Here is a 17,132-nt window from a genome sequence, read left to right as displayed (position 1 = left end):
TTTTTTTCAAAAATGGAACGTAATAATTAAATTTTTAACAAACTTTGGGGGTTTAAGTCCCCTGCCTCTACAGGCAGCCCGTTTTGTGTCGGGGTCTAAATCCCCGTCAAAAAACGTAATTGCGAATTGCGAATTGCGAATTGCGAATTGTTTTAAGCTTCCCAAAATTTAACAAGCAGCAATAAAAATTTCTATTGCCTATTTTTAAGACAGATCTATTAATTTGATGTGCGATCGCTTGAGACTGGTATCAAGAAAATCGCATTCATTGGATGAGTTCTGACAAGCCACACTCAACAAGACGAAACACGGCGACTAAGCTAATCAGCAAGGACAGATAAGACACTTAAGCGGATAGTTAAAGAAGTTATTGACTTATCCAGATGAAATGGAGATGCGATCGCAGATCCAACTAAACTTGGTCAATATATCCAAAAAACTCAGCCCCAAAAGGGAAGCCGAAAATTTACAGGAATGCTAAGAATAATTTGGTATCTTCATTAATGATCTAAACTTAGTTGTAATGCCTTATGAATCGTTCCGCCTGTCTCATCTTCAATCCTGTTGCGGGTCAGGGCGACCCCGATATAGAACTGGCAGAAATTCGGGCAATATTAGAGCCAGAGATTGACCTAGATATTTATCTTACAACTGAAGAAATCGATGCTGACCAACTGGCATATCAAGCGGTAGAGCGAGGGGCAGAAGCAATAATTGCTTCCGGGGGAGATGGTACGCTCTCAGCAGCGGCGACAGCTGTAGTAGGTACTGATATTCCCTTTGGCATTATTTCTCGAGGCACTGCAAACGCTTTTGCCACAGCTTTAGGAATTCCTGACACGATCGCAGGTGCGTGTGAGACAATTTTGCAGGGAGCAACCCGCCATGTAGACGTAGCTTATTGCAACGATCAGCCTATGGTACTTTTGGCAGGTATTGGCTTTGAAGCTGAAACTGTAGAATTGGCAGACCGGGAAGCCAAGAATCGTTTTGGCATGATGGCCTACGTTTTTGCAGGAATTCAGCAACTGAGAAGCTTAAAAAATTTTGATGTTGAAATTGAAACTGAAGACAGGATAATTAAAACAAGTGCTTGTGCAGTAACGGTAGCAAATGCCGCCCCTGCAACTTCAGTGTTGGCTCAGGGGCCAGCAGGTCTGATTTATGATGATGGGTTACTAGATTTAACGATTGTAGCTCCAGCTAATAGGGCAGGAGCGATCGCAGCTACCTTTCATCTATTTCAAACAGCTTCTACAGGTAATGCCACAGAGCGGGATGATGTTGGCTTTCTGCGAGCCAAACAATTTAAAATTACGACTGAGCCACCACAAAAGGTTGTTCTAGATGGTGAAATAGTGGGCACAACACCAGTAGAAATTAAGTGTGTGCCAGCAGGCTTACGAATTTTTGTGCCATTAGTAGAAGAAGTTGAACCTACAGAAAAACTAGAGGGACTTCCTAATCTGACTATTGAGATGAAAGACACAATAGAGGAGTGAGGGCATTGGGGATGGGGCATTGGGCATTGGGCATTGGGCATTGGGCATTGGTTATTTTTTCCCTGCCTCCCCTGCTTCTCCTTCAATTGAAAACTCAGGAGTAGGTTGCATTGAAACTTGTATCTGATCCAGCGATCGCTAACAAAATTCGTAAAATGAATCAGCGTGTACGGTGGCAAGATCCGTTAATTGTGGAACGGAACATCGATCAAACTCGGCTGGTGTTAGAGGACGATCAAACAGACAATTCTGAATTCTCATTTTTAGTTGTCGGTGATAGTGGTTCCGGCAAGCACCGGGGTCACAATCCTCAGCGACAGGTGGCTAAACTCATGCTTCCTCATCACAATGAATGCAGTTTTATGCTGCATACCGGGGATGTAATCTATTTAGTGGGGTCGAGTGAATACTACCAGCAAAATTTCATCCAGCCCTATCAAGAGTTTATCTTGGGTGGAGAGGATGCCAAACAGATTGCTTATGACCAGATGATTTTTAAGCTGCCCATTTTACCTGTACCGGGAAATCACGATTACTATAACTTGCCAATTTTATTGAGCTTGGCATCTCTAACAACGTTACCCATTCGTCGCCTGTTGCGATCGCGGCTAGACTTAGATGTGGGTTTGCATGGCTCAGGAACAGGTGAAGCTTACGCACGGGCATTTATAGACTATCTAAAGGCGTTTCAGCTTCCGGGAGAGTTAGCCAGCCACTTAGATAAATACTACACAGCTAAGACAGATACAGGTCGTTGTCTTTCGTATCAACCTGGGCATTTTACCCGTCTTCCCAATCGCTATTACACTTTTCGCTATGGCGGGATTGATTTCTTTGCCTTAGATTCTAATACATTTAACGATCCACCACCGTTGCCTAAAACAAAAAAAGGTGATGCCGATCGCAAAGTCTTAGAAAAACGTCGTGAAGATTACGAACAAGAAAAGCAGCAAATCATTGAAACCTCAGCAAAACTTCGACCCGAAAACCCCAGCGAAGCCGACCAATTAGACGATTACCACGCCAAGCTGTCACAAATTGAAGAAATTATTGTTGATATTGATAAACAATTAGCCACTAATAAAACAACGCTGACTGATATCGAACAACTAGAGTGGCTCAAACAAAGATTAATTGAATCTTGGAATAATTCTCAAGTTCGGGGAAGGATAATTTATTTCCATCATCCACCTTATGTAACTGAGGCGACAAAGTGGCAACAAGCACAAACTCTGGTTATCCGCGATCGCCTGCGTGGTGTGCTGGATGCGGTAGCGAAAGAGCTAGGTTCCTTAACTCAGGGGCGTCCTTTGGTGGATTTGGTATTAAATGGTCACGCGCACTGCTTAGAACACCTGGAGACAATGGATACAGGACACGCTGATTCTCATATCCACTGGTTTGTTTGTGGTGGTAGCGGCTTTAGTTTGCGCCGCCAGCGAATTGAGGGAGCAGATTTGATGGAGGAGAATAGATTAGTGGCGCGATCGCATCTCTTCATTGGTCGCAATGGTCAAGGTTCTCAGAAGCGACGACCTTATTCGGGTTTACGCATTGACGTTAAAGGGGATGAACAGCCTAAGTTTATTGTCCGTCCTTTGGTTGCCGAATGGCATCAACGGCAATGGCATAATCGGGAACTTGAGCCGCTGATCATTTAAGGACAATACGCTTGGGTTAAGCATTTCTTTTTTCTCTTTGCGTCCTTCTCGCAAAGGGAGAAGGGGAGACGCTAACGCGAATGTGGTTCGTTAAAAAATTGTCAGCTTGCACTTTATTTGCCCATATAAATAGAGACGCAATCATTGCGTCTCTACAAACCACCTATTCAGTTTTATCGAACAGAATTCAGGAGTCAGGAGTCAGAATTCAGCAATGTTTTCTGTATGACTGGCGGATAGCGAGTCTTGCCTACGGCACGCTCTTGCGTTCGATAGCGGCGGCGGCAAGCGAGTCTGCGTTCGCGCTAGCGTCTCGTAGAGAGCGTCGCATCTTGATTCTGACTCCTGTTAGCGGTAGCGGGGCGTTTAGCCCATTCTGACTTCTGAATTCTTCTTCAATACGTCTAATTTCACCCAAAAAAAGTATAATTGTGAATTAAATTATTCCTGGCCCTCTGCCCCGGCTGTCACCCTTTTCTGTCAACTTGCCTTCTTCGTCCTGATTAATTTCTCCAAGTTCTTCAATACGATTTGCTTTATCTTCTGCTGCTTTTTTACGTGCATCACCCGGTTCTTCGTAGTACATTTCTGGTTCAACTGCATAGTTGTTCAACAAACCTTCTTTGTCCACGGTATAGCCGTCAGTAGTGCGTATACTATCTGGATCAGTTTGATCATCGGTACGTGCAGCTGCCTCCCCTTCTTCTGTAGGGAGTGTTTTATAGTTACTTCCTTCTCTTTCCATCCGCGCGGCTGTTTCTGCTGGGATAATACCGCGATCATAAGTATCTACTTCAGCCCGATCAGATGAATCTATACCTTGATTAATTGCTTCATTAGCCATAATTTATGTCCTCGTTAAAGAATGTATTAAATAACTTCAAAAACTAGACTACGCCTTTTTTCATCTTCAATCTACTATCTTTAGAAGTGATTTAAATTAAAATATAATGTTAGGTTATCTATCTTTTGATGTATCCTAAAAATCATATTTAAGTTATGTTAAATACTTGTGATTTAGGTGATTATATAGCAATACGCTTGAGTTAAACGTAGTAAATCCAACAAATAACCGAAAATGTTGGGTTTCGTTTCCTTAACCTCACCTATGCAGTCTAAAGTTTTTAGGTCTAACTTAACCGTATTGCATTATGTAGAACAAGAGGCATTAGACCTATTGTAAAAATTGAAAAACTGCCCAAAAATGAACTTCTGGGCAGTTTTTTTGAATTTCTTTTAAACGGACTAATGACAGTATTATTAGCCCTTTTAGACAGAATTTTGCTATTAGGTAGTGAGTTGAGCCTTTAGCAGTTCCAGTATTTTTGTAATAGTCTTAAAAACAGCTAAATCAAAGATTTAGTTGGGGTTTAAAAAGAGTCTATTCATACAAAATTTATGCTGAATTATGACTCCTGAATCCCGTCTCAGATAAGTTAGAAATTTATTCGCCCAAAAACTGGCTTTTCAGAAAATCAATTTCATCGGCTAATTCTTGCCGAGTAGAAGCTTTCAGCAAATAACGGAAAACAAACCAACTGGCGTAACTAATTCCAACTAACTCAAAGAGTGGTGAAAGTAGGGGAATATCATTGATTGCATCAAGTAATGCTAGTACTACTTTGGCTGTAACAATCGCACTCAAAATTAATGCAACAGTTATTAAAGGTTGCTTGTAGTCTTGAAAAAAGCTACCTAAGTATCTAGGCAGTTGCTCTAAAAATTGAGAAACTTGCTTGCTAATTTGTTGCCATTGAGATTCAGGATCAGATGCTGGTGGTAACTTTGGCAAATTTTGAGTATCAGCACCTTCAATTGCTAGCATATCTTGTGATAATGAAGCATTGATCGATTCACGTTGCTGTTGTTGGGTTTTCCATAGTTTTATATTTTTGGTAGCTACAAAAGTTTATATAACTGAACTGAGCATTAATAAATAAAATTATTAAGGTCATCAGTTGTCAATTATTAGTGGACAGGTAATAAGTATAGCTGACCACTAATACTGAGCAAGAAGAGATAAATTTCTTTTATTTATGCCTACCTACTCAGTTGGATTTGCTGTTAAGCTGCCTTAGCTTTTTGGTGGGGCAATAGTTGCTTTAACAACTACAGCTGTTACACCTTTAATTTCCTTAGCCAAAGGTTCAATTTTAGCCAATTCCTGCTGATTGTTGACAGTTCCTGCGACAGTAACAGTTCCACCCTCTGCGGCTTCAACTGTTAGTTGACCCTTGGGGATGTTTGCCTCCAACTTGGAGCGAACTTGACTTGCTAAGTCACTTGTAGCTCTATCTGCATCGCCGCCAGTTATATTATTGCGCTGTTCGCGGGCACGGATATCAGCATCAAGTTGTCTTCTGCGAACTTCACTTTGAGCGTCTTGTTGAGCAGCTTGTGTTGTTTGTACGCTTGGTGCAGTTGGTGCTTCATTAGGATCAGGTGCTGACACAGTTGTTTTAGAAGTGTTATCACAAGCAGCAACACTAAAAATTAAAAGTGAACTAATTAAGAAGGGAGTTAGCTTTGGCATAAGTTTAATTCTGAATCGGAAAGTGAAACTTGTCGAGTTTGTGGATATTCACGGCAAAAGTGAGGAGCAAGTTTCTTAAGTAAGGAGCAAACTTTTTATATTATTGCTCCTGAAATTAGAGGCAATTAGTGTGAGTGACAACTACCTGGGGTTAGAGTGTTTCATCACGACGGTCAACAATGACTACAGCAGGCTCGTCTCCATGAAGGCCGGTTGAATAATTGGTGCGATCCTGATGCGTTCCTCGGTCTAAGCCAGGGCGATGTTCACTAATCTCAGTGGAATCATAGATAGCAAATTCTTCAATACCGCGACGGTTGAGAATTGGTTCTGCTTGGTAGATTTCAGCTTCTGTACCATCAATAATTACTAAGTAGTCGCCTCTTTCAAAGCGATCGCCATATTACTCTAGCTATATCTTCAGGAATTCCTAAACCAACAAGTGCGCCAACAATACCCCCAGCAGCTGCACCAATCGCACCACCAGCTAAGGTTGTCGCTAAAGCTGTTGCTACTGCGCCACCTGCAAGCACCGGCCCGACTCCAGGAATTGCTAAAGTCCCCAGACCAACTAATAAACCAGTCAAACCGCCGACGATCCGCCTGTAGCTGCTCCAGCTTTTGCACCATCGTCTGCTTTATTTCCACTACCGACGTTTTTGTCGACATCTACACCAGCGATCCATGACCGTTTGCATCATTTGGCAATGATGGAGACTCTACTTAAAGGAAAACCCGCATCTCGTAATTCTGTAATTGCTACTTCTGCATCTCGGCGATGAGAAAATACTCCAATCGCGCGTTTAGCAACACCACTATAAGCCGCATTACTAGCCGGAGCTACATAACCACTGGTTGTACCTGTGTCTGTATGTGTAGGATTTGGGTTATCGTAAATGCCAAACTCTTCTACACCCTGACGATTTAGAATTGCTTCTGCTCTGATAATTTCTGCATCTGTGCCATCGAGGATAACTAAATAATGTCCTCGTCTGACGCGTTCGTCGTAAACTTTGGCTCGTTCTTCGGGAATTCCTAAACCAATTAATGCACCAAGCAAACTACCAGCTACTGCACCAATACCAGCACCAGCAAGCGTTGTAGCTATGGTAGTTGCTGCGGCTCCAGCAAGCATGATTGGCCCGACTCCAGGAATTGCCAAAGTGCCAAGACCAACTAATAAGCCAGTTAATCCCCCCAACGCACCGCCTGTTGCTGCTCCGACTTTAGCGCCTTCATCAGATTTATCGCCGACGCGATCGCGCACTTCAGCCCCAGCTATATCATCTCTGTCTCCATCCTGAGTAATGACAGAAACTCTATTCATGTCAAAGCCGACACTTTTCAATTCATGTAGCGCATTTTCAACATCTCGACGATTAGAAAATACACCTACACCACGTTTCTGTATACCTACAACCATTACTTTCTCTCCTCAGCCGAAATCAACTATTCGCAACTTTATAGCTTGTGATAACCTCATTAATACATATTTATTTTTAGTTTCCATCAATCGCTTGGAAGAATTTTTGCCTCTATCATGAGGAATAGGTGATTTCATCTTAATGAATATTTTAAAATGCTAGCTTGCTTTACAAAAATTTAAATATTAATTAGTTAGTTTGTTGATCAATATTTTTGATAGTTTAGTATAAGAAAATTTTTTATTTACTATCATTTATTCTCTGCCGTCCTTTTATGTAGATGCCATTGTATAAGTTTTCGTTTAATAAAAATGATTTATTTTGTGCAAACATGGGTAACATACATTAATATTTGTCTCTGTAAAATAGTTATAAAAAATACATATTAAAGACAAGAAATTTAAGCCTATTTTCTTCTATATAAAATCATACTAATTGGAAGAATATAATATTTCTTTGGGAAAAAACCAACCAAGTTTTTTTCAAGATATAACTTTTGGCAACCGAACCTACTACCTAAGGAAGTGTCAATCTGATCTAACCGCTCCTTAAACTAATAATTAAGCCATTTTCTAAATGGGTATTTGTTTTATCAGTGCAAGTGAGAAAATCCTATGTTTCAAGGTGTTTTAACTATTTTGGGATGGAATTGCCTGCCTTTTGGATTAGCGCCAATAATAGCTCAAGAAGTACTAACTCCTGAAGAAGCATCAGTTCTTTTTTCTGGGCCTAAATTCTTGGTAGCTTTGCTGGCTGGGGTTTCAATGGCATTTGCCTTTCAATTGTTACTCACAAACTTTTCAGTTGCCGTAGGAATTTCATCTTGGGAAATTGATTCAGATTCTGATGATGAGTCAGAAGGTTTGGGTAAGACAATTCGTAATGTTCAAGCTAAAGTTGGTGCTTGGGCATTAATAACCGCTAGTATTGCATTATTTATTGCTTGTTTTTTAGCGGTAAAACTTAGCTTAATAGAAAGTGCATTTTTAGGAGCAATTATTGGTGTAGTCATCTGGTCTACCTATTTTGCACTAGTAATTTGGTTAGGTTCATCGGCAGTAGGTTCTTTAATTGGTTCTATCTCTAATACTGTCACTTCTGGTTTTCAAGCTCTGATGGGCACAGCAACTGCTGGCATCGGTGCGAATGCTGCGAAAAAACAGTTAGTTTCCACCGCCGAAGATATTACAGCCGCAGTCCGACGGGAATTAACTTCAGGTTTTGATTCTGAAGGTATTAGAAATACGCTCCAAAGTTCTTTAGGTTCTCTGCAATTACCAAAACTGGATATCAAAGAAATTCGCAATCAATTCGACCAGCTTCTTAAAGATACAGATTTGCAGTCTGTTGCTAATAGCGATCTATTGCAAAACATTAATCGCCAAACATTTGTTGACTTAATCAGCAGTCGTGCAGATTTATCAAAAGAAGATATTAATGGCATTGCTGACCAATTTGAAGGTGCTTGGCAACAAGCATTGAATCGCAAAAATCCCACCGAACAAGTAATTAATTTATTGAAGTCTGCTACACCTGAAGAATTGAATTCTGAGCAATTGGGTGAACGCCTTCAACAACTGGTTACAGTGGGAGGCGGTAATGGCAATGGTGTAATTAAGCAAGCTGTTCAATATGGTTTGAGTGCCGCTGCACCAGCAGTTCTGGCTCGGGTGAACCTTTCTAATATCGATGTAAATAAAATTACAAGTCAGTTGCAAAAGCTGAAAGAAAAAGTTCAAGATGTCGATGTCGATCAAATCACAGAACAATTCAATAAGTTTAGAGAGCAAGCGACTGAGCAAGTATCTGCAAAATTACCAATATCACCTGGAAACACGATTAAGGCAGATGTAGAAGACTACATATTGAATTCGTTCCCTTGGCACTTTAACCGAATTACCCTAGTAGATGAATTTAAAGAAGTCATCTATGATGTGAATGCCGATCCGACAACTGTGAGACGGGAGTTGGAAGAAATCAATCAAGAATATTTCACCAACTTACTGAACCAGCGCGGTGATCTCAGCGAGGCTAGGGTGAAAGAAATTGCCGATCAAATGGAAAGCGATCGCCTGGAAGTTTTAGAAACTGTAAAACAGGCTCAAACGCGAGAAAAAGGACAAGATTTCCGCAGCCGCATCGAAGATTATCTGCGTTCGACAGGGAAAGAAGAACTCAATCCTGAAGGTATTGAACGGGATTTTGCCAGCTTAGTAGAAGATCCTCAAGCTGGGTTTGAAGATTTAACTAGTCGCTTTGGGCAATTTGACCGCGATACTTTTGTAAAATTGCTTAGTCAACGTCAAGATATTAGTGAAGAGGAAGCTAATAATATTGTTAGTCAACTCGAACGCAACCGCGACAATCTCTTAAATCGTGCCAGAGAATTGCAAGAACAAGCAAAAGCCAGAGCCGATGAACTGCGCCAAAGGGTTGAAGAATATCTACGGAATACTGACAAAGACGAACTCAATCCCGAAGCTATCAAACGTGAGTTTAGAGTTTTACTAGACGATCCGCAAGCTGGAATTAGCCAATTGACTTCGCGCCTATCGCAATTTGACCGCGATACACTAGTACAATTGCTCAATCAGCGTCAAGATTTGAGCGAAGAACAGATAAACCAAACTCTCGATCAGCTTGAAGCAGTCCGAGATAGTATTTTGCAAGTACCGCAACAGGCGAGAGAACAGTACGAAAAAACTACAAAAGCGATCGCTGAATATCTCCGCAATACTAATTTGGAAGAACTTAATCCAGAAGGGATCAGAGCCGATTTAGAAAAATTACTCGATGATCCCCAAGCTGGAGCCTTAGCACTGCGCGATCGCTTATCTAATGTCGATCGAGAAACCTTGGTTAAACTCGTCAGTCAACGTGGCGACTTGAGCCAAGAGCAGGTTAATCAGATCATTGATCGCGCTCAAGATGCCATTGGTGATATCCTAAAAGCGCCACGACGTTTAGCCGAACGTACCACTCAAAAAGCTTTAGATTTTGAAGCCAATCTCGAAGAATATCTGCGTAATACCAACAAAGAAGAACTCAATCCCGAAGGAATCAAACGCGATTTACAATTGCTGCTGTCTTCTCCCCGCGCTGGAATTGGAAGTTTAAGCGATCGCGCCGCGAAATTTGACCGTTCAACAATTGTATCGCTGTTATCCCAACGCGAGGATATTTCGGAAGAAGAAGCGAATCGGATTGTGGATCAAATTGATTCTGTTCGTAGTTCCATTGTTGAACAATTCCAGCAGATCCAGCAGAAAGTGCAATCAGTGCTGGATGGAGTTTTTGCCAAAGTTCGCAACTATCTAAATTCCCTGGATCGTTCCGAACTCAACTATGAAGGGATTAAGCAAGACTTTGCGAAAGTGTTCGACGATCCCCAAGCCGGATTTGAAGCCTTGCGCGATCGCCTCAGTGAATTCGATCGTGACACCTTAGTTGCAGTCATAAGTTCTCGTGAAGATATTTCCGAGGCGGATGCCAACCGCATTATTGATCAAATAGAATCGGCACGCGATGGCGTATTGCACCGAGCCGAACGCATCCAGAAAGAAACACAAAAACGCCTGAAAGCGATCCAAGAGCAAGCTAAAAAGCAAGCTGAAGAAACCAAAAAAACCGTAGCCAATGCTGCATGGTGGATATTTGGGACAGCGATTACTTCCCTTGCAGCCAGTGCGATCGCTGGAGCAGTGGCCGTTATGGGGATACCTCTACCTCGTTAAAATATCTCTGTTATCGAGAATTTTTCAGAAATACAGAGTGGTATTCAGTTTCTATGAATGCCACTTTTTTTTAAATTAAAATAGGGCTTACACACGGGTACTGGAAAACGAACTACAGAGAAGCCAGTGCGTTGGACGGGTTTCCCGGCTTGTTCGCTCTTAGCGTTCTTGCAAGGTAGCAACTGGCGCGACATAGACATCACGGATAAATCAGCCTTTGAAAGGGTTTTTGCATAAGTTCTATAGAAAATCAATGACTATGATTCCCTATTTGCTGTATTTGATTTTCTTCAATATTTGTTATGCGGAACACAGTAAAAACCTTTTAAAAGGCGTATAATTGCGGTATGAGCGAACTTACTCATTTTTTTACTACCTTAGTAGTGAAAGTAGCAAAAATATAACCCACAAGAACAATGAATACAACATTAATGTTGGCATTATTCTGATGTCAACATTAATGTTGTATTCTGTGCTTCTCAACTTTTCAGGCTTGATGGCAAAGACCTGCTTCAATCAGGTTTTGTTTATCTGTATGTTCATTTTTCCACCTCGTTTCCTTATAAGGAACAACGAGGCAATTCTTTTAACCTCTAAGTTAAGAAGAAGCTGATTATGGCAACCATTAACGGTAGTAATTTTAATGACAACAATACCATCAACGGTAGCCCATCTATCTTGCGCCCTGGCCTAAATGGGGGTGCTGACAACGATATCTTAAACGGCAATAGCGGCAACGATATCCTAAACGGTAATGGCAGCAGCGATATCCTTAATGGGGGTACTGGTAGCGATATCCTCAATGGGGGTGCTGGCAGCGATGTCCTCGATGGGGGTGCTGGCAGCGATGTCCTCGATGGGGGTGCTGACAGAGATGTCCTAAATGGTGGTAGTGGTAGCGATATCCTTGATGGGGGTAATAGTAGCGATATCCTTGATGGGGGTGCTGGTAACGATACCCTCATTGGGGGTGCTGATGGCAGCGATACCTTTATAGGCAGTGAGGGTAACGACAGTATTGATGGTGGACAAGGCTTTGATACCATAAACTATAGAGCTGTATCTCAAAGGATTACCTTGTCAGGTGTTGGAACCGTTAGCAAAGCTGGGGGATTGGGACAAGACACGCTCTTTAGAGTAGAAAACATTATTGCTAATTCTGATGTTGCCAACAACACCATAGATGCATCCCAATCTTTGGCTGGGGTATTTATCACCGTTAACTTGGAAACCCGAAGTTTGGTTGCTAATAACGTTCCTGTTTTGGGAACATTGCCATTTACAGTAGTCGACTTTGATGATGTCATCGGCACAAATGCAAATGACACTATTATTGGCGACAACCAAAATAACCAATTATCGGGTGGAAATGGTAACGATTCCATTAACGGTGGTAATGGGACTGATCGCCTCACTGGAGGATTGGGTAACGATATTTTCGATTTCAACTCAGTTCTTGAGAGTCAACCTGGGGCATCAAGGGATGTTATCACTGACTTCCTTGGAAACGGTAACTTAGCAGGTGATCAAATTGATCTATCTACCATTGATGCCAACCCATTTTTAGACAACGATCAAGCCTTCACTTTCATTGGAACTGCTGCATTCTCCGCAGTCGGTCAAGTCCGATATTTAGGAGGTATTCTTCAAGCTAACACCAATTTCGATTTATCCCCTGAGTTGGAGATTCAGCTTGTAGGAGCGCCAGGATTAGTCGCAAGCAACATTATAGTTTAATCAACAATAATCGAAATAGTTGGGGTCTAATATCAAGTTAAATTAATCACTCTTAATTCCCGTTATAACCCCACCCCACTAAAGCTAAATTTTTGCACCCCTCCTCTGAAAGGGGTGTTCTTATGATGGCAATAACTAAACGTTGAACTATAAAAAATTACCAATGCTGGTTCATACTCGATTGCGCCACGTAAGGATGAGAAAATCAGGTAATACAATCGCAACAATTGCGATGATGCCAGGGAAGTAAAAAAGATATCAGAGAATTTGAGAAGCCAAATTGTAACCCAAAGAGTGGAGCGATGTCTACGACGGGCTACGCTTACGCACTGGTTAACAAGGCTTTTAAGTTATTGGCAATTACTTCCTTATATATAACTAGATAAATCACCAAATAAATCTCAAAAACCAAAACTAACCCTATCTGAACAAAGGTTTCATATTTTGCTCTAGCGAGAGGAATAAAAACGGCTAATTACTCTTTCTTATAGATAGGAAAAACTAGGCTTGAAAGTAATAGTATAGTCTTGTGATTCTGGCTAAAATCAAAACGTTCTAAAAACTATGCGCTTCTGTAGGAGGAAATCAGCTTGTTTCGTACCATCCTACTACTGCAACCAGTAAAGATTAAGGACATCACATTACTTTTGGCATAATTTTGATGCCAACATCATCAATACATCTAGTGCTTGTCAAATCTTCAAACTTAACAGCAAAGACCTGTTCTAATCAGGTGTGGTTCAGTTATCTCTTCCCACTCGTTATTTCTTTGCCTTGTTTTCTCGGCTTTGCTGAATGAAAGTGTGAAATTTAAAAATTCAATATTTGAAACTGTTTCCTTTACACCTTTGGGGGAAACCAAATTCATACTCTTAATCAGCAACACCGTTTTCTGATGGGAAAGTGACGAGGTTATTTTTTACCCACTAAGTTCAGGAGAACCTTACTAATGGCAATTATCAACGGTACCATTTTTAATGACAACAATACCATCAACGGTTCCCCACTAATCTTTCGCCCTGCCCTAAATGGGGGTGCTGGCAGCGATATCCTTAACGGTAATGCCGGCGACGATATCTTAAATGGGGGTGCTGGCAGCGATGTCCTTAACGGCAATGTCGGCAACGATAGTCTAGATGGTGGTGCTGGCAGCGATATCCTTAACGGCAATGTCGGCAACGATAGTCTAGATGGTGGTGCTGGCAGCGATATCCTCAACGGCAATGTCGGCAGCGATACCCTAAATGGGGGTGCTGGCAGTGATATCCTAAATGGCGGTGCTGGCAGTGATATCCTCACTGGCGGTGCTGGCAACGATACCCTAAATGGGGATACTGGCGGCGATATCCTCACTGGCGGTGCTGGAACTGATTCTCTCATTGGCGGTGCTGGCAACGATATTTTCGATTTCAATTCAGTTTCAGATAGTCCTACTGGTTTGTTACGGGATGTTATCACTGACTTCGTTGGAAACGGTATCTTTGCAGGCGATCAAATCGATCTATCTAGCATTGATGCTAACTCCAATGTAGCGGGCAACCAAGCCTTCATTTTCATCGGTGCTGGCGCATTCTCAGCAGCCCGTCAGGTTCGTTATTCAGGAGGTATTCTTCAAGCTAATATTGATGGGGATCTGTCAGCTGAGTTTGAGATTGGACTGACAGGAGCACCACCACTAGTAGCAAGCGACATCATCCTCTAATCTAATAAACCTCTTGCAAAAGCGCTGAACACCCTACTTCTAAGAGCAAGCACTTAGGAGTGGGGTTCTTATTTATCTAAACAGAATTCAGGAGTCAGGAGTCAGAATTAAGTATGAATTCTGTACGAGTGGTGGATAGCGCAGCGTTAGCGAGTACTCGATAGCGTAGCGTTAGCGAGTATTGGAGCGTCGCGTCTGAATAAACGGGTTTAAAACCCCCACCAAATTTTCAATTTGGTGATCTTAAATCAGTGGTGGGTCTGAATCCTTCACTGATAGCGAAGCGTTAGCGAGTCTTCGAGCGTCTTGATTCTGACTCCTGAATTCTGACTTCTGAATTCTTCTTCAAGATTTATGCAAAAAGTCTAATATTGAAGAATAATTTAAGTGCAAAGCCAAACATACTCCAACCGTGAGAGAATTCACTAAGCTTTAACCTGTCAAGCATCTAAATACTAACAAAGTTGCTTATATCAACTGCACCTAACAGAAGCACATCTAAAAATAGAAAATTACCAATACTTGCCAAGGTTTGATCGTGCCGCGTATGCACGATCAAATCTGTTAATACAATCGCAACAGTTGTGGTGATCCCACAATAGTGAAATTGTAACGCCAGGGGTGCAGCGATGTCTACGACGGGCTACGCCTACGCACTCACTGGTATCGCAAGGAAATAGCACTAAGTTAATTTGTTTTTATTTTGACTTTCTTCTTTTTGCTTACGTCCACGTTTCTCTTAAGATTTTACTTCTTGGCTTGGGAATACGTTACTTTTCTCTACATCGCTCTTGATAACTTGTTCTATCTCAATAGAAAATAAGTGCCTCTGTTCGAAATTTATTAATCATAATCTCAAGAAAGATAGTTACAATATAGGTTTGTTGAATAGGGTTAAAAAAATCTATCTAACCCATAAGTCTGTTTACCTGCAATATTTTCCCATTTATTGCTAGCATTGCCGCTACAATCCTGTTTATTTGCCGCATCATTGTACTAGTTATCTGCGGTAGGAAGCATTGTAACAGTGCTAGGATATAGAATATCGGATGTTTGTGGTTTGTAAGTTGTCGTTTTGGAAGACAACAACTCTACTATATTAGGCTTCTTTCTGCATAATCGTTTGTCGCAAAGATATTGATAACTAAGGTAATGAGCATTTAATTTGCATAAAAGCAGGGCTGAAGCTTTTACTACAAACTAATCAATCTGGAAAAACGAATACCCATTAGCTTATAGAAACTACTAAGAAAATATCAATAAGTAAAATCAACTCTATCTGAATAAAGGGTTCAAGTTTTTTTCTGATCAAGGGATAGAAATAAGGTAAATTATTCTTTCTTAAAAGAAAAAGTAACATATTGGAAGATAATATTATAGTCTTGTTATTCTGAATACAGTCAGAATTTCCTTTGAATTATGCGAATACGTAGTATTAAATCTACTTATTACTTAGCTTTCTCCGACTGTAACCCGTGAAAATATAAGGTACAAGGAGATAAAATGAGTATTGGTACAATTTTAATGTCAATATCATCAAATACATCTATTGATTCTCAAATATTCTCAAGTCTTTAGGCTTAAAAGCAAAGACCTGTTCCAATCAGGTTTACTTCAGTTATCTCTTCCCACTTGTGATATTTTCACCTTGCTTTATCGACATTACTGACTAAAAGTATGAAATTCCAAAATTCAAGGTATGAAACTGTTTGTTTTGCGCCTTTGGGGTAAACCAAATTTATACTATTAATTAGCAATACCGTTTTATAATGAAGCAGTAAAGACGTAATTTTTTTTTCTCTAAGTTTAGGAGAAACTTATTAATGGCAACTTCATTTTCATCAACAACCTCTTCCAGTGGCGGTAGTTCTAGTTCTAGTTTTAGTTCTAGTTCTAATTCTAATTCTAGTATTAGCAGCAGTAGCAGTAGCCGCGGTAGCGGTAGCAGCGGTAGCAGCAGCAGTAGCGGTAGCAGCAGCAGTAGCAGTAGCAATGGTAATACCGATATCGTTACGGTTAGTGGTAGCGGCAACAGTACCCTTATTGGTGGTAGTGGCAACAGTATCCTTAATGCTGCTAATGGCAATGATAGGCTCTTTGGCAATAGTGGCAACGATACTCTTAACGCTAGCGGAGGCAACGATTCTCTTGATGGCGGCAGTGGCAATGATAGGCTCTTTGGCGGTGCTGGCAACGATATCCTGACTGGTGGTGATGGGGATGATATCCTGACTGGTGGTAGTGGGACTGATCGTCTTACTGGAGGATCAGGTAGGGATGTTTTCGAGTACAACTTAATTTCTGAGAGTCAACCTGGTTCGTCACGCGATGTCATCACTGACTTTAATGGAAACGGTAGCTTGCCAGGTGATCGAATTGATCTATTTACCATTGATGCCAACTCCAATATCGGGGGCAACCAAGCTTTCACTTTCATTGGAAGTAGGGCATTCACCGCACCCGGTCAAATCCGTTATTCAGGAGGTATTCTCCAAGCTAACACTGGCGGGGGTCTGTCGGCTGATTTTGAGATTCAGCTTGTAGGAGCACCACAATTAGTGGCAAGCGACATTATCCTTTAATTTAATGTTATCTACCTTGAAAATAAGACAGGAGGCACAAGGCAGAAGAGAATGCAAATATCTCTTTAGCAGTACTTAGTACCTAGTCGCTATTTTGAAGGCAGGTCTAATGTTGAACAAGAATTTAGTCAGGTGCAAAGCTGGAGACAACTTTGCACCTGACTAAATTCGTGGGGGATGAGTGCGAAAAGTCGGAGCATCGGCTTATGGCAATAGCTTTTTTTCACATTTAAATTTGCATTGCTATCCCCAGTATT

Annotated in this window: 12 protein-coding genes and 1 pseudogene; 7 read left to right on the top strand and 6 right to left on the bottom strand. The window is 41.2% G+C overall.

The features are described from left to right. Positions 1-530 precede the first annotated feature (530 nt). The 3 genes from ANSO36C_RS12660 to ANSO36C_RS12650 all read left to right on the top strand — a co-directional run bounded on the left by ANSO36C_RS12660 (position 531) and on the right by ANSO36C_RS12650 (position 3,543). Positions 531-1,502, top strand: a complete 972-nt coding sequence (locus ANSO36C_RS12660) for a YegS/Rv2252/BmrU family lipid kinase (RefSeq protein ID WP_251959813.1) — start codon at positions 531-533, stop codon at positions 1,500-1,502. A gap of 110 nt (positions 1,503-1,612) precedes the next feature. Further along, positions 1,613-3,163: a metallophosphoesterase family protein gene (locus ANSO36C_RS12655; RefSeq protein ID WP_251959812.1), complete on the top strand. Its 1,551-nt coding sequence runs from the start codon at positions 1,613-1,615 to the stop codon at positions 3,161-3,163. 98 nt (positions 3,164-3,261) lie between these two features. Next, complete coding sequence (locus tag ANSO36C_RS12650) at positions 3,262-3,543, top strand: hypothetical protein (protein ID WP_251959811.1); 282 nt, start codon at positions 3,262-3,264, stop codon at positions 3,541-3,543. 56 nt (positions 3,544-3,599) lie between these two features. Here ANSO36C_RS12650 and ANSO36C_RS12645 read toward each other — a convergent pair whose 3' ends face one another. From ANSO36C_RS12645 to ANSO36C_RS34845, 5 genes are all read right to left on the bottom strand, one after another. Beyond that, complete coding sequence (locus ANSO36C_RS12645; protein ID WP_251959810.1) at positions 3,600-4,007, bottom strand: hypothetical protein; 408 nt, start codon at positions 4,005-4,007, stop codon at positions 3,600-3,602. A gap of 600 nt (positions 4,008-4,607) precedes the next feature. After that, a complete protein-coding gene (locus ANSO36C_RS12640; protein WP_251959809.1) occupies positions 4,608-4,988 on the bottom strand; it encodes a CAAD domain-containing protein in 381 nt (126 codons plus the stop codon). 249 nt (positions 4,989-5,237) lie between these two features. Continuing rightward, entirely contained in the window at positions 5,238-5,696 is a 459-nt protein-coding gene (locus ANSO36C_RS12635; RefSeq protein WP_251959808.1) for a BON domain-containing protein, read from the bottom strand. Between the two features lie 386 nt (positions 5,697-6,082). Next, complete coding sequence (locus ANSO36C_RS34850) at positions 6,083-6,283, bottom strand: hypothetical protein (RefSeq protein ID WP_410174696.1); 201 nt, start codon at positions 6,281-6,283, stop codon at positions 6,083-6,085. 110 nt (positions 6,284-6,393) lie between these two features. Next, entirely contained in the window at positions 6,394-7,119 is a 726-nt protein-coding gene (locus ANSO36C_RS34845; protein WP_410174695.1) for a hypothetical protein, read from the bottom strand. A gap of 615 nt (positions 7,120-7,734) precedes the next feature. On the opposite strand from ANSO36C_RS34845, the gene ANSO36C_RS12625 reads away from it, so the two are divergent. The 3 genes from ANSO36C_RS12625 to ANSO36C_RS33890 all read left to right on the top strand — a co-directional run bounded on the left by ANSO36C_RS12625 (position 7,735) and on the right by ANSO36C_RS33890 (position 14,293). Further along, positions 7,735-10,854, top strand: a complete 3,120-nt coding sequence (locus tag ANSO36C_RS12625) for an MFS transporter (RefSeq protein ID WP_251959807.1) — start codon at positions 7,735-7,737, stop codon at positions 10,852-10,854. Between the two features lie 615 nt (positions 10,855-11,469). Continuing rightward, positions 11,470-12,591, top strand: coding sequence for a calcium-binding protein (locus tag ANSO36C_RS12620; RefSeq protein ID WP_251959806.1), 1,122 nt, complete (start codon positions 11,470-11,472; stop codon positions 12,589-12,591). A gap of 949 nt (positions 12,592-13,540) precedes the next feature. Further along, positions 13,541-14,293 (top strand): calcium-binding protein, encoded by a 753-nt coding sequence (locus ANSO36C_RS33890; RefSeq protein ID WP_267145370.1) that lies wholly within the window; start codon positions 13,541-13,543, stop codon positions 14,291-14,293. Between the two features lie 742 nt (positions 14,294-15,035). Here ANSO36C_RS33890 and ANSO36C_RS12605 read toward each other — a convergent pair. Continuing rightward, positions 15,036-15,339: pseudogene (locus ANSO36C_RS12605) on the bottom strand (hypothetical protein); the annotation flags it as partial. Positions 15,340-16,116: 777 nt separating this feature from the next. Here ANSO36C_RS12605 and ANSO36C_RS12600 point away from each other — a divergent pair. Then, a complete protein-coding gene (locus tag ANSO36C_RS12600; protein WP_251959805.1) occupies positions 16,117-16,875 on the top strand; it encodes a calcium-binding protein in 759 nt (252 codons plus the stop codon). Positions 16,876-17,132: the final 257 nt, after the last annotated feature.

Source organism: Nostoc cf. commune SO-36, from assembly GCF_023734775.1.
GTDB classification, from domain to species: domain Bacteria; phylum Cyanobacteriota; class Cyanobacteriia; order Cyanobacteriales; family Nostocaceae; genus Nostoc; species Nostoc commune_A.
Note: the sequence above shows the minus strand (reverse complement) of the source record. Positions and strands in the feature narration are given on the sequence as shown.